Annotated in this window: 16 protein-coding genes; 10 read left to right on the top strand and 6 right to left on the bottom strand. The window is 56.3% G+C overall.

Going from position 1 to position 18,242, the window contains the following annotated elements; translation table 11 throughout:
- Positions 1-5: 5 nt before the first annotated feature.
- The 3 genes from Q3970_RS01405 to ccoN are packed head-to-tail and all read right to left on the bottom strand — an operon-like array spanning position 6 to position 2,246.
- Positions 6-173, bottom strand: coding sequence for a CcoQ/FixQ family Cbb3-type cytochrome c oxidase assembly chaperone (locus tag Q3970_RS01405; protein WP_303098832.1), 168 nt, complete (start codon positions 171-173; stop codon positions 6-8).
- 4 nt (positions 174-177) lie between these two features.
- Complete coding sequence (ccoO, locus tag Q3970_RS01400; RefSeq protein WP_303098831.1) at positions 178-789, bottom strand: cytochrome-c oxidase, cbb3-type subunit II; 612 nt, start codon at positions 787-789, stop codon at positions 178-180.
- A 20-nt stretch (positions 790-809) separates the two neighbouring features.
- Positions 810-2,246 (bottom strand): cytochrome-c oxidase, cbb3-type subunit I, encoded by a 1,437-nt coding sequence (gene ccoN / locus Q3970_RS01395; protein WP_303098830.1) that lies wholly within the window; start codon positions 2,244-2,246, stop codon positions 810-812.
- A gap of 323 nt (positions 2,247-2,569) precedes the next feature.
- Here ccoN and Q3970_RS01390 point away from each other — a divergent pair, with 323 nt between their 5' ends.
- Positions 2,570-4,333, top strand: coding sequence for a M61 family metallopeptidase (locus Q3970_RS01390; protein ID WP_303098829.1), 1,764 nt, complete (start codon positions 2,570-2,572; stop codon positions 4,331-4,333).
- Between the two features lie 103 nt (positions 4,334-4,436).
- A complete protein-coding gene (locus Q3970_RS01385) occupies positions 4,437-4,883 on the top strand; it encodes a TIGR01244 family sulfur transferase (RefSeq protein WP_303098828.1) in 447 nt (148 codons plus the stop codon).
- 157 nt (positions 4,884-5,040) lie between these two features.
- Here the strand turns inward: Q3970_RS01385 and Q3970_RS01380 are convergent, their stop codons facing one another.
- Entirely contained in the window at positions 5,041-6,606 is a 1,566-nt protein-coding gene (locus Q3970_RS01380) for an inorganic phosphate transporter (RefSeq protein WP_303098827.1), read from the bottom strand.
- Between the two features lie 229 nt (positions 6,607-6,835).
- Here Q3970_RS01380 and Q3970_RS01375 point away from each other — a divergent pair, with 229 nt between their 5' ends.
- Positions 6,836-7,936: an anhydro-N-acetylmuramic acid kinase gene (locus Q3970_RS01375; protein ID WP_303098826.1), complete on the top strand. Its 1,101-nt coding sequence runs from the start codon at positions 6,836-6,838 to the stop codon at positions 7,934-7,936.
- 87 nt (positions 7,937-8,023) lie between these two features.
- Here Q3970_RS01375 and Q3970_RS01370 read toward each other — a convergent pair whose 3' ends face one another.
- A complete protein-coding gene (locus tag Q3970_RS01370; RefSeq protein WP_303098825.1) occupies positions 8,024-8,530 on the bottom strand; it encodes a hemerythrin domain-containing protein in 507 nt (168 codons plus the stop codon).
- Positions 8,531-8,728: 198 nt separating this feature from the next.
- Here Q3970_RS01370 and rsmA point away from each other — a divergent pair, with 198 nt between their 5' ends.
- From rsmA to dsbD, 3 genes are all read left to right on the top strand, one after another.
- Complete coding sequence (rsmA, locus tag Q3970_RS01365; protein WP_303098824.1) at positions 8,729-9,508, top strand: 16S rRNA (adenine(1518)-N(6)/adenine(1519)-N(6))-dimethyltransferase RsmA; 780 nt, start codon at positions 8,729-8,731, stop codon at positions 9,506-9,508.
- A gap of 17 nt (positions 9,509-9,525) precedes the next feature.
- A complete protein-coding gene (locus Q3970_RS01360) occupies positions 9,526-10,254 on the top strand; it encodes an amino acid ABC transporter ATP-binding protein (RefSeq protein ID WP_303098823.1) in 729 nt (242 codons plus the stop codon).
- 79 nt (positions 10,255-10,333) lie between these two features.
- Entirely contained in the window at positions 10,334-12,124 is a 1,791-nt protein-coding gene (gene dsbD, locus Q3970_RS01355; RefSeq protein WP_303098822.1) for a protein-disulfide reductase DsbD, read from the top strand.
- A gap of 254 nt (positions 12,125-12,378) precedes the next feature.
- On the opposite strand, the gene argJ is transcribed toward dsbD, so the two are convergent.
- Positions 12,379-13,599 carry a bifunctional glutamate N-acetyltransferase/amino-acid acetyltransferase ArgJ gene (argJ, locus tag Q3970_RS01350; RefSeq protein WP_303098821.1) on the bottom strand — a complete coding sequence of 407 codons (1,221 nt, stop codon included), beginning with the start codon at positions 13,597-13,599 and terminating at the stop codon, positions 12,379-12,381.
- Positions 13,600-13,868: 269 nt separating this feature from the next.
- On the opposite strand from argJ, the gene Q3970_RS01345 reads away from it, so the two are divergent.
- The 4 genes from Q3970_RS01345 to cysS all read left to right on the top strand — a co-directional run bounded on the left by Q3970_RS01345 (position 13,869) and on the right by cysS (position 18,183).
- Positions 13,869-14,639: a GNAT family N-acetyltransferase gene (locus Q3970_RS01345; RefSeq protein ID WP_303098820.1), complete on the top strand. Its 771-nt coding sequence runs from the start codon at positions 13,869-13,871 to the stop codon at positions 14,637-14,639.
- A gap of 82 nt (positions 14,640-14,721) precedes the next feature.
- The gene (locus Q3970_RS01340) at positions 14,722-15,468 is read left to right on the top strand and encodes a 1-acyl-sn-glycerol-3-phosphate acyltransferase (RefSeq protein ID WP_303098892.1); all 747 of its coding nucleotides are present in this window, start codon (positions 14,722-14,724) and stop codon (positions 15,466-15,468) included.
- Positions 15,469-15,596: 128 nt separating this feature from the next.
- Positions 15,597-16,736: a GTPase ObgE gene (obgE, locus tag Q3970_RS01335; protein ID WP_303098819.1), complete on the top strand. Its 1,140-nt coding sequence runs from the start codon at positions 15,597-15,599 to the stop codon at positions 16,734-16,736.
- 37 nt (positions 16,737-16,773) lie between these two features.
- Positions 16,774-18,183: a cysteine--tRNA ligase gene (cysS, locus tag Q3970_RS01330; protein ID WP_303098818.1), complete on the top strand. Its 1,410-nt coding sequence runs from the start codon at positions 16,774-16,776 to the stop codon at positions 18,181-18,183.
- Positions 18,184-18,242 lie beyond the last annotated feature (59 nt).

The raw sequence follows: 18,242 nt of genomic DNA, 5'->3' as shown, positions 1-18,242 counted from the left end.
CCGGGTTAGCGCACGCCTTTATCGTTATCAGGGGTGTCGTTGTCTTCCATGATGCTGTTGGCAGCATCGTCATAATTCTTCTTATTGCGCTTGTTCAGCACAATATACAGAACCAGCATGAAACTGGCGAATACCCAAACGGTAAAAAACGAACGCGCCCAGTTGATATCCATGATGTTACCTTACGTTTTTCAGTGCCAATCCCAAGCCTTGCAGGTAAGCAATCACAGCATCCAATTCTGATTTGTCGGTCAGTTCTTCGGGTGCTTTTGCGATTTCTTCGTCGCTGTAAGGTGTGCCGATTGCGCGCAGCGCTTTCATATGTTGCACGGTTGCTTCGGCATCAACTTTGTTACGCGCCAGCCACGGGAAAGCGGGCATGTTGGACTCGGGCACCACATCGCGCGGATTCAGCAGGTGGAGGCGGTGCCATTCGTCGGAATAGCGGCCGCCCACGCGGGCCAAGTCGGGGCCGGTGCGTTTGGAGCCCCATTGGAACGGGCGGTCGTAAACGGATTCGCCGCCTACGGAGTAATGGCCGTAACGTTCGGTTTCCGCACGGAACGGGCGGATCATTTGGGAGTGGCAGTTGTAGCAGCCTTCGCGAACATAGATATCGCGTCCGGCAACTTGCAGGGCGGAGTAGGGCTTAACGCCTTTAATCGGCTCTGTTACCGACTTGGTAAAGAACAGCGGTACCGCTTCAATCAGAAGGCCGACGCTGATCACCAAGAAAGTAAATACAATCAATACTCCGACTTTTTCTTCGACTAATTGTTGTAATTTCATTTTGGTAGCCTGTCTTTCTTTTAGTGGTGTTGCGCTTGAGAAACGGCAGGGATTTCGGCATTAACGGGCTTGCCGCCGATAACGGTGCGGTAAACGTTGTAGGCCATGATTATCATACCGCTCAGATACAGCAGGCCGCCTGAAAAGCGAATCATATAGAAAGGCATGCTGCGTTTGACCGATTCGACGAAAGAGTAGGTGAGCGTGCCGTCATCGTTCAATGCGCCCCACATCAGGCCCTGCATCACGCCCGAAATCCACATGGAGGCGATGTATAGCACAACACCGATGGTGGCAATCCAGAAGTGTGCTTCTATCAGTTTGGTGCTGTACATTTCTTTTTGGCCGAACAGGCGAGGAATCAGATAGTAAATCGCGCCGATGGTAACAAAGCCAACCCAGCCCAAGGCGCCGGAGTGAACGTGGCCTACAGTCCAATCGGTGTAGTGGCTCAATGCGTTGACGGTTTTAATCGACATCATCGGGCCTTCAAAGGTAGACATGCCGTAGAAAGAGAGGGACACCACCAGGAACTTCAAAATCGGGTCGGTGCGCAGTTTGTGCCATGCGCCGGATAAGGTCATGATACCGTTGATCATACCGCCCCATGAGGGTGCGAACAGAATCAATGACAGCACCATGCCCAAAGATTGAGTCCAGTCGGGCAGTGCGGTGTAGTGCAGGTGGTGTGGGCCGGCCCACATATAGGTGAAAATCAGCGCCCAGAAGTGCACGACAGACAAACGGTAAGAATAAACCGGGCGGCCGGCTTGTTTGGGTACGAAGTAGTACATCATGCCCAGGAAAGCGGCGGTCAGGAAGAAGCCCACGGCATTGTGGCCGTACCACCATTGAACCATGGCATCGATGGCGCCCGAGTAAAGCGAATAAGACTTCATGGCGCCGGCGGGAATGGCCAGGCTGTTAACGATGTGCAGCAACGCCACGGCCAAAATAAATGCACCGTAAAACCAGTTGGCCACATAGATGTGTTTGATTTTGCGGGTGGCGATGGTACCGAAGAACACGACGGCGTAGGCAACCCACACCAACGCAATCAGGATGTCGATCGGCCATTCCAGCTCGGCATATTCCTTACCTTGGGTGTAGCCCAAGGGCAGGGTGATGGCAGCCAAAACGATAACCAGCTGCCAGCCCCAGAAGGTGAAGGCAGGCAGCCATTTGCCGCCGAACAGGCGCACGTTGCAGGTGCGCTGTACCACATAATATGACGTGGCGAACAGGCCGCAGCCGCCGAAGGCGAAAATCACGGCGTTGGTGTGCAGCGGGCGCAGGCGGCCGAAGTGGAACCAAGGGCCGATGTCTGAAAGGTTGAGGGAGGGCAGAAACAGCTGGGCGGCGATAATCACTCCTACCAGCATACCCACGATACCCCAAACTACAGTCATGATGGCAAATTGGCGCACCACCTTGTAGTTATATGTTTGCGTTTCCATAAGGGTCTCCATTAAACATGGCAATTTACACTTATCGGTTTGCTCCGGCTTGCTGAAATACACCAAAGATACACCCGATTTTTCTTAATTTAACACCGATCGTTGCGTGGATAGGCAATTAACGGCAGCTTAACTAGCGCATTCTAAATCAAAACCTTCCCCGTACCAAGCCGAATCGGTATAAAAACGGCAATTTCTACTAGGAAAGACAGGTTGATTCCAGCTGTATTTTGTTAGATTATAGATTCACTACATAAAGTTTCTTGATGCAAATCAAATTTGTTTAACCGTCTATACAAACTTTAACTATAACCGGTAACGCTATGATCCAATACACCCTTACCCCCGAACCGGCCGCCCATTTGTGGCGGGTTTGTTTGAGTTTTTGTTCAAAAGATAACCGTCCTTTACAAATCAAGCTTCCCAATTGGGTGCCGGGCAGTTATCTGATTCGGGATTTTTCGCGCCATATCGTCGATATCGAAGCTTGCTGCAACGGCCGGCCGGCTGTGTTGGATCAGGTTTCGAAAAATGAATGGGCGGCTGAAAACCAAGGCGGCGAGTGGCAGATCCGCTATACTGTTTATGCGTTTGACCTGTCTGTGCGCGGCTCGTTTTTGAGCATGGAGCGCGGATTTTTTGACGGTGCCTGCCTGTTGCTCCGGGTGGAAGGATACGAAAACCGGCCACATCAGATTACTTTTCGGCAATTGCCGGAAAACTGGCAGATTGCCACAACGATGCCGGTGGCGGGCGATCGTACTTTTCAGACGGCCTCTTATGCCGAGCTGATTGACTACCCGTTTGAACTGGGGCGGTTTGAAACTTTGCACTTTGAGGCAGGCGGTATTCCGCACCGTATCGTTTTGAGTGGGCATTACCGTGATTTCGACCGCAGCCGTTTGCTCGGCGACGTGCAGAAAATCTGTGCGGCCGAGTTGGAAATGTTTGCCGGCGCGGCACCGTTTCAAGAATATCTGTTTCTGCTGCATGTGGGTGATGATATTTACGGCGGTTTGGAACACATCAGCAGTACGGCGCTCTTGGCTGACCGCAACAGCCTGCCTGCGCGCGGCATGGGCGGGCCGGACGATGCCTATATCCAGCTGCTGGGGCTGTTCGGCCACGAGTATTTCCATGCGTGGAATGTAAAATCCATCAAGCCCGCCGCGTTTGTGCCTTACCGTTTGGACAGCGAAAGCTATACCGAGCAGTTATGGGCGTTTGAGGGCATTACGTCTTATTACGACGATCTGTTTTTAGCCCGCAGCGGCGTGATTGCGCCGGAAGCCTATTTGAAACTGCTGGCACAAGGCGTCACCCGCGTGCAGCAGGGCAAAGGCCGTCTGAAACAGACTTTGGCGCAATCAAGCTTTACCGCGTGGAACAAGTTTTACAAGCAGGATGAAAACAGCCCCAATGCCATCGTGAGCTATTATCAGAAAGGTGCGCTGGCGGCTTTGTGCCTGGATTTGCAGATTCGCAGCAGGAGTGCGGGCAAACATAGTTTGGATACGGTGATGCAAGCGCTCTACCGCAACTGGCGAGAAAACGGCAAAGGCATCCAAGAGCGGCAATGGCAGGCATATTGCCAAGAAATCACCGGTCTGGATTTGAGCGGTTTTTTTCAGACGGCCTTATATTCCACCGACGACCTTCCCCTGCAAAGCAGCTTGGAGTTTGCGGGCGTGAGCTTGGAATGGCTGGCCGCGCCGCGCAGCCACGGCGGCGGCTTGGGCAGCGGAGAAGTGATGCAGCCGGCAAGTGATTTGGGCGCACGTTTCAAGCAGGATAACGACGGTATTACCTTAACCCATGTGTTCAACGGCGGCAGCGCCGAGCAGGCCGCGCTGTGTCCGAAAGACAAAATCATCGCCCTAAACGGCTTTGCCTGCACGGCCTTCGAGAAGCAGTGGGCGCAGTTCGATATAGGTGAAACCGTGCATATTCACTATTTCCGCCACGGCGTATTGCACGAAACCGATTTAACCGTGCAGGCGGCGGAGGCCGATACGGCCATCCTGCATATCGCCGACCGCAGTTTGCTGGCGCAGTGGTTGGGTTGTAGCGGCAGAATGACGGCCTGAACAGCTTGCGAAAGCATTTGGCCGTCTGAAAATAGAAGATAATAGTGGCTTAAATTTAAGCCGTTAAAAAAACAGATTGAGAAGATTTGAAAAGGAGCAAGCGATGAATATCCGAAAACTGGCCGAAGGGCTGTATATCGCCCCCCAACTCACCCAAGCCGGTGCGGCCGATGCGGCGGCGTTGGGCATACGCAGCGTTATCTGCAACCGCCCCGACGGCGAGGCCGACGACCAACCCGCTTTTAACCAAGTGCAGCAATGGCTGGCCGAGGCCGGCATTGCGAATACGGTGCACCAGCCTGTGGTTGCGCCCGCCATCGGCGGGCAGGACACTGCCCGTTTTCAAGCTTTGCTGAACCAAGCCGAAAAACCGGTTTTGGCATATTGCCGCACAGGCACGCGCAGCGCTTTGCTGTGGGCTTACCATCAAGTGCAAAACGGTTTGCCGGTGGCGGAAGCCGTTGCCGCAGCCAAGCAGGCGGGCGTAGATTTGGCCAATTTCGAGCAACGTTTGCAGGAAGCCGCCGCAAACGGCCTGAAGCCTCTGTAAGGTCTGAATCAGGCCGTCTGAAAACACTTTGCGCCGTCATTTCCGCTATAGCGGTATTCGGGTGTTTCAGACGGCCTCGGTTTTGTCTTTCCAAAACCGGTAAAAACCGCGCAGCCCCAATGTTTGGCGTTGCGCGGTTTTTTGTCGCAGCGGCAGGTTAGAACAAGGCGCGCAGGGTCAGGAAACACATCACCGACAATACGGCGGAGGCGGGCAGGGTAACCACCCATGCAAGTCCGATAGGCTTCATCATTGCCCAGTTGGCGTTTCGGTTGACCAGGCCGATGCCCAATACGGCACCGACCAAGATGTGCGTGCTGGATACGGGCAGGCCTATCAGTGAAGCTATCATCACCACGAATGCAGCGGAGAGTTCTGCCGAAAAACCCGATGCAGGATGGATGGAGGCCAAGCCCGAACCGACGGTTTGAATCACTTCTTTGCCGATAAACCACAGGCCGACAATCAGGGCGATGCCGAAAGCCAGCATGGCGATGGGGGGGATGGGGGACTGGGTATCGATGTCGCCTGTGCGCAGCACGTCGAGAATGGCGGCGAAGGGGCCGATGGCATTGGCTATATCGTTGGAACCGTGGCTGAATGCGAAACCCGATGCGCTGAACACCTGCATCCAACTGAAAATCAGAAAAGTGGATTTGCTCAAATCTTTACGCTTCAGGGTTTTGGCATAGATGAAGGTGGCCATCCAGATGGCGGCTCCGATCATAAAGATGGTCAGGAAGCTGCCGGCGTTGCCGATGCCGATTTCGAGGTTTTTCAACCCTTTGAAAATCAGCATGGAGGCGATAATCATGCCGCCGACGGCAGCAACGACGGGCACCCACGAATGCAGGGCTTTATATGCGTCGATGCTGCTTTTACGCTGGTCGATGTCGTATAAGCCTTTATAGTAGGAAGATTCCAGCTCTGAAGGATCCAAATCGGCTTCGCCGTAAATCTGCGCATCGCGGGCCATGGCGGTTGCGCATTCGATTTTGGCGGATTCGTCGAGGCTTTCAAAGTGCAGGCGGTGCTGTTCTTTATAGGCCTTTTTTTCCTGCTTGATGCGTTTCAGGTTTTCTTCGGCCGCGCTGTTGTAGTCTAAAACGTATTTTTTAATTTGGGTAAAGAGGATATAGGAAACCAAACCGCCCAGTACGGGGGAGAGCACCCAGGAAACCGCGATTTCCCCTATATTGCCCCACTGGATTAAGGAAAGGGTGTCGCCGCTTCCGCCAAGTGCCCCCAAACACAGCGCGCTGCCGACGATGCCGCCGATGATGGCGTGGGTGGTGGATACGGGCAGGCCTTTTTTGGTTGCAAACAGCAGCCAGAGGGCGGCGGAGAGCAGTGCCGACATCATGATATACACAAACTGTATCGGCTCAAGGTGCATGGCGTTGAGGTCGACGATGCCTTTGCGGATGGTATCGGTTACCTCCCCGCCCGCGATTACCGCGCCGCTCACCTCAAAAATGGCGGCAATCAGCAGGGCTTGGGGAATGGTGAGCGTGCCCGCGCCGACGCTGGTGCCGAAAGAGTTGGCCACGTCGTTACCGCCGATATTGAATGCCATGAACATGCCGAACAGTGTGGCCAGCAGGAACAGTAAGGTATGGTTGCTGTGGGTGTAGCCCAGCCCCCAGAAAATAAAGTAGCCTACGGTGCCGATGAGCAAGGCGGCAAAAGCATAGTTGATTTTTTGTATCAGAGCGGAATTCATATTAGTGAGGGCTTTCGTCAAGTCCTGAAAAATGCCGGTTTACCTGCCGCCGTTTCGGGAACGGTGCGGGAAACCCGGCCAGTGTGATTGTGTGTTGGAAAGAAAATATTATAAAGGTATTGCCGCATTGCGTCATGAAATACTCAATGAATGTTTTATATCGGTGGGTCTGCCTGTTGCAATCATATGGGTTACAATTGCGCTTTATTTCTTTCAGACGGCCTGTTTTATGGAGCAACTTTATATCGGACTGATGTCGGGCACCAGTATGGACGGTGCGGATGCCGTGCTGGTACGCATGGCGGGTATGCGCTGGATTGCTGCCGAAGCCCATGCTTTCCTGCCTTATCCCGAGCGCCTGAAAAAAGACCTGCTTGCCTTGCAGAATCCGGGCGGCAACGAGCTGCACCGCAGTATGCTGCTGGCACAGGAACTCGGGAGGCTGTATGCAGATGTGGCCGGATCACTGCTTCAGGCCTGCGGGCTCGGGCCGGAACATATTGCCGCCATCGGCTGCCACGGCCAAACCGTGCGCCATGCCCCCGAAAGCGGTTACAGCATACAGCTTGCCGATTTGGCGCTGGTGGCCGAAAAAAGCGGCATTTTAACCGTGGGCGACTTCCGCAGCCGCGATTTGGCGGCAGGCGGGCAGGGCGCGCCGCTGGTGCCTGCGTTTCACGAAGCCCTGTTCGGCAGCCCGCACGAAACGCGCGTGGTGCTCAACATCGGCGGCATTGCCAACATCAGCGTATTGCCGCCCGGTGAAGCGGCCTACGGTTTCGACACCGGCCCCGGCAATATGCTGATGGATGCGTGGGTGCGCCATGTCTGGCAGCAGCCTTATGATGAAAACGGTGCCAAAGCCGCCGAGGGCAGGGTGCTGCCCGACTTGCTCGCGCAATGGCTGGTGCACCCCTATCTCGCCCGCCCGTATCCCAAAAGCACCGGCCGCGAGCTGTTTTCATTGGAATGGCTGCTGCCGCAGCTTTCAGACGGCCTCAACCCGCACGATGTGCTGAAAACCCTGCTCGAATTTACCGCGCAAAGCATTTACGGTGCCGTAACCGCCGCCGCGCCCGCCGCCCGCAATATTTACGTATGTGGCGGCGGAATCCGCAATACGGCGCTGATGGAAAGCCTGAACAAACGCTTTTCTGCCCGCAATACCCACCTGCACAGCACCGCCGTGCTCAGCCTCGACCCGCAATGGGTGGAAGCCGCTGCTTTCGGCTGGCTCGCCGCCGCTTGGGCAAACCGCCGGCCCGGCAATCTTTACCGGGCAACCGGCGCGCGGGGGGCGCGTGTTTTGGGTGCGGGCTACCCTGCCTGAAAAGCTTTGGTAAAACCCAAAACCACCGTCAACAGTATCAGGCCGTCTGAATGTTCAGACGGCCTGAAATACGGCAAGCCTCAAACTTTAAACTTTTCTGCGCGCGGCCATGTTTTTTCCGGCTTCGGCCAGTGCTTGCGCGGGCAGGTTTCTGCTGATTTCAAACAAAGGCTCCTCCAAGGCCAGATGGGCATCATAGCCGGCGCAGAAGCGTTGGAGCACATCGTTTTGCAGGCGGTAGGCGGGGTCGGCCGAGAGTTCGGCGAATTCGCGTTCTACCGCCGCCCAGTCGGCGTGCAGGCTTTCATGCTGGCGTTGCAGCGCTTCGATGCTGCTGCGGGTGTGCGGAAAGTGGTGCAGCAGCAGCGGGAACAAATCCTCTTCTTCGTCTTGGTGGTGCAGCGGCGCGGCGGTGTTGAAATATTGGCTGATCTGTTTCACAGCCTGCAACACCGCATCGTTGCGCCCGTTGGCGGCGATATAGCCGGGCAGCATCTGCACCTGATTGCAGAAGTTGCGCACTTTGCCGTGGCAGGCATAGAGCATTTCTATGGGGTCGTCGAAAGTAACGCTGCGGGTGTTGAATAAATCCATTGCGGTTTCCTAGCGGGAGTGGGGCGCATCATAAAAAGTACGCGTCGGTTTAATCGGGCGGTGCTTCGGCCGCATCATAAACCTTTCGGCGGCAGATGTTGAGGGGCGGCGCATCAGGCCGTCTGAAAAAGATTCCGCCCGCCGCACAGTATACCGTTTTGCGCTACAATACGTTTAAAACCGAGTTGAAGAAACCGTATGAAAGAACACAAGGCCCGCAAACGTTTCGGGCAGAATTTTTTGCAGGATACGCGCATTATCAACGACATCGTCAATGCTGTGCGCCCGCAGCCCGGCGATGTGGTGGTTGAAATCGGCCCCGGGCTGGCGGCGATTACCGAACCGTTGGCGAAAAAGCTCGACAAACTGCATGTGATTGAAATCGACCGCGACATCGTAGACCGTCTGAAAACACTGCCGTTTGCCGACAAACTGGTGATACACGAAGGCGACGTGCTGCAATTCGACTTCAACAGCGTGGCGGGCAAAAAGAAAATCGTCGGCAACCTGCCCTACAATATTTCCACGCCGCTGCTGTTCCGCCTGAGCGAAGTGGCCGACGATGTGATCGATATGCACTTTATGCTGCAAAAAGAAGTTGTCGAGCGCATGACGGCGCGGCCGAAAACCAACGACTACGGCCGCTTGAGCGTGATGCTGCAATACTTTTTCGAGATGGAAACCTTAATCGGCGTGCCGCCAGAATCGTTCGACCCCGCGCCGAAAGTGGATTCGGCGGTGGTGCGTATGATTCCCGTCAAACACCGGATCGGCGAGGCGCAAGATTTCGGGCATTTTGCCAAACTGGTCAAACAGGCGTTTGCCCAGCGCCGCAAAACCATACGCAACAATCTGAAAGGCATGGCCGCCGATGAAGATTTGCAGGCCGTGGGCATCAACCCGCAAGACAGGGCCGAACATATCGCGCCGGAACTGTATGTGAAACTGAGCAATTATCTGGTGAAACAGGCCGTCTGAAAACAGGATAATAACAAATGATCAAATTCAAAAACGTACACAAACACTTTAAAGACCTGCACGTGATTAACGGCGTGAATCTGGAAGTGAAGCAGGGCGAAGTAGTGGTGGTGTGCGGCCCTTCGGGCAGCGGAAAATCCACCTTAATCCGCACCGTCAACCAGCTCGAAACCATTGGGAGCGGCGAAATCTGGGTGGACGGCATGAACGTGGCCGATCCGAAAACCGATTTGAACAAAGTGCGCGAAGAGGTGGGCTTTGTGTTTCAGAGTTTCAATCTCTATCCGCATCTGAGCGTGCTTGAGAACATCATTCTTTCGCCGATGAAAGTGAAAAAGCAAAGCCGAGGGCAGGCTGAGAAAAAGGCGATGGAGCTGCTCGAGCGCGTGGATTTGGCGCATAAAAAAGACGCCATGCCCGGCCAGCTTTCAGGCGGCCAGCAGCAGCGGGTGGCGATTGCCCGCGGTTTGGCGATGGAGCCGCGTGTGATGCTGTTCGACGAACCGACTTCGGCGCTTGACCCCGAAATGGTGGGCGAAGTGCTGCGCGTGATGAAAGACTTGGCCAACAGCGGCATGACCATGATGTGCGTTACCCACGAAATGGGCTTCGCCCGCGAAGTGGCCGACCGCGTGATTTTTATCGACCACGGGCAGATTCTCGAAGAGGGCGCACCCGAAGAATTTTTCACCAACCCGAAGCATGAGCGTGCGAAGCAGTTTTTGCAGCAGGTGATGAAACATTGAGCCGCGGGCGTGTAAGGAAAAGGGGAATGAGGCCGTCTGAAAGGCTATGTGTTTTTCAGACCGTCTGAAAGGAGAAAAGATGAAAAAACTGCTTTATTTTCTGGTTGCATTATTCTCTTTATGCGGTGCGGCGCACGCGGAAATCGACGCTTCCAAGCTGCTGCCGCCCGAAGAGGCGTTTGTGCCGCAGGTGAATGCCACTGCAGAAGGCATCAACGTGCAGTTTGCCGTAGCCGACGGTTATTACCTGTATCAATCGAAAATGATGGCCGACACCGACCCGGCCGGTTTGCTGTCGGCGCCGAAATTCAGCAAGGGCGAGGAAAAAGAAGACGAGTTTTTCGGCCGGCAAACGGTTTACCACCGTGCGGCGCAAGTCAACTGGCCGTATGCCAAGAGCGTGCAAAACTATAAATTAACATTGCGTTATCAAGGATGTGCGGAGGTGGGTGTGTGTTATCCGCCCACCGAAACCACGTTTGAGATTAAAGGCGAAGGGCTGTATCAACCCGCTGCGGCAACCGGCAGCAACCCTTTCCTACAGTCTGCGCCGTCTCCAAACGGTTCTGCATCAAAACCCGCCGCACGTTCGGACGACGGTGGCTTCAAACTTTCTTGGGATAATTTGAACGCCAATCTGTTGGCGTTTTTTCTCGCGGGTCTGGGGTTGAGTTTTACCGCCTGTATGTATCCGCTGCTGCCGATTGTGTCGGGCATTGTGGTGGGCGATAAAAACACCGGCAAGGGCCGTGCGTTTGTGCTGTCGATGGTGTATGTGCAGGGCTTGGCGCTCACTTATACCGCCGTGGGCGTGGTTGCGGGTCTGACGGGCGCGCTCTTGACCGTGTGGCTGCAGCAGCCGTGGGTGGTGCTGGCGGCGGCGGCGGTGATGGTGGCGCTGGCCTTGTCGATGTTCGGCGTGTTTACCGTGCAGCTGCCCGCTTCGGTGCAGGGCTATTTCCAAAACCGAAGCAGCAGGCTTTCGGGCGGCAAAATCGCTTCGGTGTTTGTGATGGGTATGCTTTCCGCGCTGATTGTCGGCCCCTGCGTGGCACCGCCACTGGCGTTCGCTCTGGGCTATATCGGCCAAACCGGCGATGCCGCCCTCGGCGGTTTGGCATTGTATGCGCTGGCCGTCGGTACGGGTGTGCCGCTGGTTGCCGTGGGCACGTTCGGCGGCCACATCCTGCCGAGAGCGGGTGAGTGGATGAACGGCATCAAATATGCGTTCGGCTTTATCCTGCTGGCAGTGGCGGTGTATCTGGCCACGCCTTTCCTGCCTTATCCGCTGGTTGCCGCGCTTTACACTTTATTGATGGTGATTCCCGCCGGCCTGCTGCTGGCCAACGTGCCGAAAACGGCAGGCCGTCTGAAAAGCGTGTGCGTGCTGCTGGGGGCGTTGTTGTTGGCGGGCGGTTCGTGGTTCGCCTATCAGAGTGCCAACCGGCAAACCACCGCGTTGCACCATTTTCTCATCCTGATTCCGCCCGCGGCCGGATCGGAGGGCGCACACGGGCAGGTTTACACCGATACGGCGCAATTGAAAGCCGCCATGCAGCAGGCTTTGCAGCAAAACCCCGCCAAGCCGGTGCTGCTTGATTTTTATGCCGACTGGTGTATCTCGTGCAAAGAAATGGCGGCCTATACGCTCAACCAGCCGCAGGTGCACGAAGCGGTGGATATGGAACGCTTTTTCCAAATCGACGTTACCGCCAACACGCCCGAGCATCAGGCGCTGCTGAAAGAATACGGCCTGTTCGGGCCGCCCGGTGTGTTTGTTGTGCGCGCCGACGGCAGCCGCAGCGAAGCCCTGCTGGGATTTGTGAAGCCCGATGCGTTTATCGAGTGGTACCGGCAGAATGAGCGCTAGGGTCTGTCGACATTCAACGCAACGGCGGTGTTTTTGGTCAAAAATCCCCGTCTGCGGCGTTAAAAATGCCCGCAAGGTGTCCAACCTTGCTGCGCTTTTTGCCTTGCATATGCGGTTTTTGCCTCAAAAAACCGCTTCGCCGGTCAATTGTCAACAGACCCTGGCCTTATGCTTGGCCGGAAATAACAAATAGGCCGTCTGAAAACCTTTTCAGACGGCTTTTCAAGCATTCGGCACGATGGGTTTGATTTGCATCAGCTGCGGTAGTCGGCATTAATCGACACATATTCGTGCGACAAATCGCAGGTGTAAACGGCGGCGTGTCCGCGGCCGCGCTGCAAGTCGATGCGCACGGTGATTTCGGCGCGGTCCATCACGGCCTGACCCTGTTCTTCAGTGTAGCCGGCGGCGCGGCCGCCGTTTTCGGCAACCAAAACATCGTCGAGCCACAGGCGCACTTTGTCGGTGTCGAAATTTTCCAGCCCCGAATAGCCGATGGCGGCGAGCAGGCGGCCGAGGTTGGGATCGGAGGCGAAAAAGGCGGTTTTCACCAGAGGCGAGTGGGCGACGGCGTAGGCAACTTGGCGGGCTTCGGTGCGGCCGGCAGCGTTTTCCACCCGAATAGTGATGAACTTGGTGGCGCCTTCGCCGTCGCGCACGATAGCCTGCGCCAGCTCGAGCGCGAGGCCGGCAAGCAGGGCTTTCAGTTGGTCGTAGCGCGGGTCGGCGATATTGTCGATTTCGTTTTGGCCGTTTTTGCCGGTGGCTACCACTACGAAGCTGTCGTTGGTGCTGGTGTCGCCGTCAACGGTGATGGCGTTGAACGATGAGTCGGCTATTTCTTGCGTGAGCATCTGTAAAACGGGTTGGGAAACTTTGGCGTCGCACACGATGAAGCCGAGCATGGTGGCCATGTTGGGGCAGATCATGCCGGAGCCTTTGGCGATGCCGGTGGCGCGCACGGTGTGGCTGTTGCCCACTTTTCCTTCGCGGCTGGCGGCTTTGGGCACGGTGTCGGTAGTCATGATGGCGCGGGCGGCGCGATCCCAGTGCACGGGTTTCACATCGGGCAGGGCGGCGGTGATTTTCTGTACGGGCAGCGGTTCGAGAATCACGCCGGTGGAAAACGGCAGCACTTGTCCGGGTGCGCAGCCGACTTGTTCTGCGGCGGCACGACACACGGCCAGCGCGTCTTCGCGGCCTTGCGCGCCGGTGCCGGCGTTGGCGTTGCCGGTGTTGATAACCAGCGCGCGGATGCCGTTCTCGTTGGCCAGGTGTTCTTTGGCAACATAAACGGGTGCGGCGCAGAAACGGTTTTGGGTGAACACGGCGCCGACGGTATTGCTGCGGTTGAGCACAATCAGGGTTAAGTCGTCGTGGTCGGGTTTTTTCACGCCCGCCCGGCCGACGAACACTTGTACGCCGTCGACGCTGAGCAATTCTTCTGCACTTTTTTCTTTTAAATTCACTGCCATTTAATAAGGTCTCCTTTGAAACAGCCTGCGGGCGGCGTTTTTCTTCCAAACGCGCTGCCGGTAACGCGCCTGCCGTACGGTAAAACGGCTGCGGAAAAACCGGCGCAACACCAAGAAGTGCGAAAATAGCACCAATCGGCGGCAGAAACAACAGGTTCTGTGCCGGTTGTTGCCGCCACAGATGCCGGCCTTACGGTTAAATTAATCGGTTACTTAATTTATGCCCTCTGCTATACTTTGCGCCTTATTTTTGCCATACGGGTTTTTTTATGCCGCAAACCAGCCGTTTTAACACCACCGGCCCCAAAATCGGCCTGAGCGTGCGCCTAGCCGAAAACCGGCAGGAAATCGAAGCTGCGCAACGCTTGCGCTACCAAGTGTTCGCCGGCGAGTTGGGTGCAGATATCCAAAGCAGCAACGGTTTGGATACCGACGAATACGACCGGCACTGCCACCACCTGCTCGCTTTCGACGAAGCCACCGGCGAAGTAGTGGGCTGCTACCGCCTGATTACCGAAGAAACCGCCCGTGCCGTCGGCTCGTGGTACAGCGAACACGAATTCGACCTCTCCCCGCTGCAAAACATTCTGCCGCAAACCGTGGAGCTGGGCCGCGCCTGCATCCACCCCGCCTACCGCAACGGCGGCCTGATTATGCTGCTGTGGACGGGCCTTGTGAAATTTATGCGCGACGAAAACCTGCGCTTTATGATAGGCTGCGGCAGCATCAGCACCGCCGACGGCGGCCATGAAGCGGCCGGGCTGTATCATGCGCTGAAAGAAAAACACCTGGCGCCCGAACAATGGCGCGTGCGCCCGCTCAATCCGCTGAAATGGAATGTGCTTACCCCTGTAGCGGATCCTGAATGTCCGTCGCTGATCAAAGGTTATCTCAAAGCCGGCGCCTGGTTTTGCGGCGAGCCGTGCGTGGATGAAGGCTTCAACTGCGCAGACGTGCTGATCCTGATGGACATCACCCGGCTCAACGACCGATACTTGCAGCGTTTCGCACCTAAAAACCTTATTGATGGTTCTGAATAAAGGCCGTCTGAAAACGAGCGGAGCCGAAGCCTTTCAGACGGCCTCGGTAAAAATACCGCAACATAAATCTGTTTTACTCACCATGACCACCCTGCGCACCGTTTTCCGCCTGTTCTGCATCGGCATCTGCCTGCTCTACGGCATGGCCGAAATGTTTTTCCTTTTCCCCTTTTACAGCAAACAGCGCAAGCTGCGCGCCATCCAGTTGTGGTCGCTGCGCGTGCTCGCCTCCTGCGGCCTGAAACTCGAAACCTACGGCAAACTGCCCGAAGCGGGGCAGGGGCAGATGATGATCAGCAACCACATTTCCTGGCTCGACATCATGGCCGTTAACGGCGCCTTTCCCGGACGCTTCGTTGCCAAAGACGACGTGGCCGGATGGCCGGTGGTAGGTTATCTGGCCACGCAGGCGCAAACCGTTTACGTTACCCGCAACAAAGGCACCGAAGGCAACAGCGAAAAAATCCGCCACGTTACCGAAGCCCTTAAAAACGGCGATACCGTTACCCTGTTCCCCGAAGGTACCAGCACAGAAGGCCGCGAAATCCTGCCGTTTAAAACCAGCTTTTTTCAGGCGGCCTACGAAGCGGACGTGCCGCTGATACCGGTATTGTGCCGCTACCCCAACCCCGACGGCAGCAGCCCCAACCCCGCCATGGCCTACTATGGCGACATCAGCCTGATACAGTCTATCCGCATGATTGTCAGCCAGCCCGGCGGCGTGGCCGAACTGCATTTTCTCGACCCCGTGCCCTCCGGCCCCGACCGTCAGGCCATCGCCCGCGACATCCACTGCAGGTTAAGCGAAAAGCAGCGTGATTTGGGGTAGGGGCAGGAAAATCTTTCAGGCGGCCTGCCGGCGTATCCTTTATAATATTCATCCTTTTGATATTTTTTTCAGACGGCCTCGAAAAAAACATCAGGCCGTCTGAAAACCTTTTTGCAGAAAACAGCATCATGAAATTTATCGACGAAGCCAAAATCGAAGTGGCGGCAGGCAAAGGCGGCAACGGTGCGGCCAGTTTCCGCCGCGAAAAATTCGTACCGCGCGGCGGCCCCGACGGCGGCGACGGCGGCAAAGGCGGCAGCGTGTTCGCTGTGGCCGACGAAAACGTCAACACACTGGTGGAATACCGTTTCGTCAAACGTTATCAGGCCAAAAACGGCGAAAAAGGCCACGGTTCCGACCGTTACGGCAAAGGCGCCGACGACATCGAACTGCATATGCCCGTGGGTACCCTAATCCGCGACACCGACACCGGCGAGCTGCTGGCCGACCTTACCCGCCACGGCCAGAAAGTGTGCGTGGCGCGCGGCGGCAAAGGCGGTTTGGGCAACATCCATTTCAAATCATCGGTCAACCGCGCCCCGCGCCAGTTCACCCCGGGCGAAGAAGGCGAAGTGCGCAGCCTGCATTTGGAATTGAAGGTTCTGGCCGATGTCGGCCTCTTGGGTATGCCCAATGCGGGCAAGTCCACCTTAATCCGCGCCGTGTCCGCCGCGCGCCCGAAAGTGGCCGACTACCCCTTCACCACCCTGCATCCCAACCTCGGCGTGGTGCGTATGGATGAAAACCACAGCTTTGTGATGGCCGACATCCCCGGCCTGATTGAAGGCGCGGCCGAAGGCGCGGGTTTGGGGCACCGCTTTCTCAAACACCTTTCACGCACCGGCCTGTTGCTGCACGTTGTGGACTTGGCGCCGTTCGACGAGAGCGTCAGCCCCGCCGAAGAAGTACTGGCCATCGTAAACGAACTGCGCAAATACGACGAAGAGCTATACGATAAGCCCCGCTGGCTGGTGTTGAACAAACTCGACATGCTCCCTCCCGAAGAAGCCGAAGCGCGCGTTGCGAGGTTTCTGGCGCAAATCGGCTGGAACCATCCGCAGCCCGACGACAGCTTCGGCTTCGACATGCAAACCCCGCGCCTGTTTAAAATCAGCGCGCTCACCCGTGAAGGTACGCAGGATTTGGTGTATCAGATCAGTACCTACCTCACCGAGAAAAAACGCTTGGCAGCCGAAGCGGAGGAGGCCGTGCAGGAACTGCCCGGACAGCCTTTCCAAACCGACATTTCGGTGCTCAAAGCGGAATAAGGCCGTCTGAAACCCATTTTAATCTTTACAACCGATCATGCTGACCATCTACAACACCCTTACCCGCCAAAAAGAAACCTTTACTTCGATCAACCCCGAAAACGTGCGTATGTACGTTTGCGGCATGACTGTTTACGATTACTGCCACCTCGGCCATGCGCGTGTGATGGTGGTGTTCGACATGATTGCGCGCTGGCTGCGCGAGTGCGGCTATCCGCTCACTTACGTGCGCAACATCACCGACATCGACGACAAAATCATTGCCCGCGCCGCCGAAAACGGCGAAACCATCGGCGAGCTGACCGCACGCTTTATTCAGGCCATGAACGAAGACGCCGACGCGCTGGGCGTGTTGCGTCCCGATGCCGAGCCTAAGGCCACTGAAAACATTCCGCAAATGCTGGCGATGATTGAGCGCCTGATTGCCAACGGCAAAGCCTATGCCGCAGCCAACGGCGATGTGTATTACGCCGTGCGCGAGTTTCCCGAATACGGCCAGCTTTCGGGCAAATCGCTCGACGATTTGCGCGCGGGCGAGCGCGTGGAAGTTGACGGCTTCAAGCGCGATCCGCTGGATTTTGTGCTGTGGAAAGCCGCCAAAGCGGGCGAGCCTGCGTGGGAAAGCCCGTGGGGGCAAGGCCGCCCGGGCTGGCACATCGAATGCTCGGCCATGAGCGAAAACCTGTTCGGCGACACCTTCGACATTCACGGAGGCGGCGCCGATTTGCAGTTTCCGCACCACGAAAACGAAATCGCCCAAAGCGTGGGTGCGCACGGTACCTGCCTGCACCACGAGGCGCACGGCAAAACCATAGCCAGCCATGTGAAATACTGGCTGCACAACGGCTTTATCCGCGTGGACGGCGAAAAAATGTCGAAATCGCTGGGCAATTTTTTCACCATCCGCGACGTGCTCAAGCAATACGATCCCGAAGTGGTGCGCTTTTTTATTCTGCGCGCCCACTACCGCAGCCCGCTGAATTATTCCGATGCGCATCTCGATGATGCCAAAGGTGCGCTCACCCGCCTCTATACCGCCCTGAAGAACACCCCGCCCGCCGAAGTGGCCGTGCGTGAAGACAGCAACGACTACACCCGCCGTTTTTATGCCGCCATGAACGATGATTTCGGCACGGTGGAAGCGATGGCGGTGTTGTTCGAGCTGGCAGGCGAAGTCAACAAAACCAACAGCGCCGAATTGGCCGGTTGTTTGAAAGCGCTCGCCGGTATCATCGGCCTGCTGCAGCGCGACCCGCAGGCGTTTTTGCAAGGTGGCGGCGTTTCAGACGGCCTTTCCAATGCAGACATTGACGCCTTAATCGAACAGCGCAAACAGGCGCGTGAGGCAAAAAACTGGGCCGAATCAGACCGCATCCGCGACCTGCTCAACGCCGAAAACATTATTCTGGAAGATGGTGCCGGCGGCACCACTTGGCGGCGCGGATAGTTTCTCCGGCCTGATGTTGTTTGATGCCGGGGTAAATTCCACTCACTATAAAGCCGCAG

The sequence above is a fragment of the Neisseria sp. genome, assembly GCF_030530745.1.
Taxonomy (GTDB): Bacteria; Pseudomonadota; Gammaproteobacteria; order Burkholderiales; family Neisseriaceae; genus Neisseria.
Note: the sequence above shows the minus strand (reverse complement) of the source record. Positions and strands in the feature narration are given on the sequence as shown.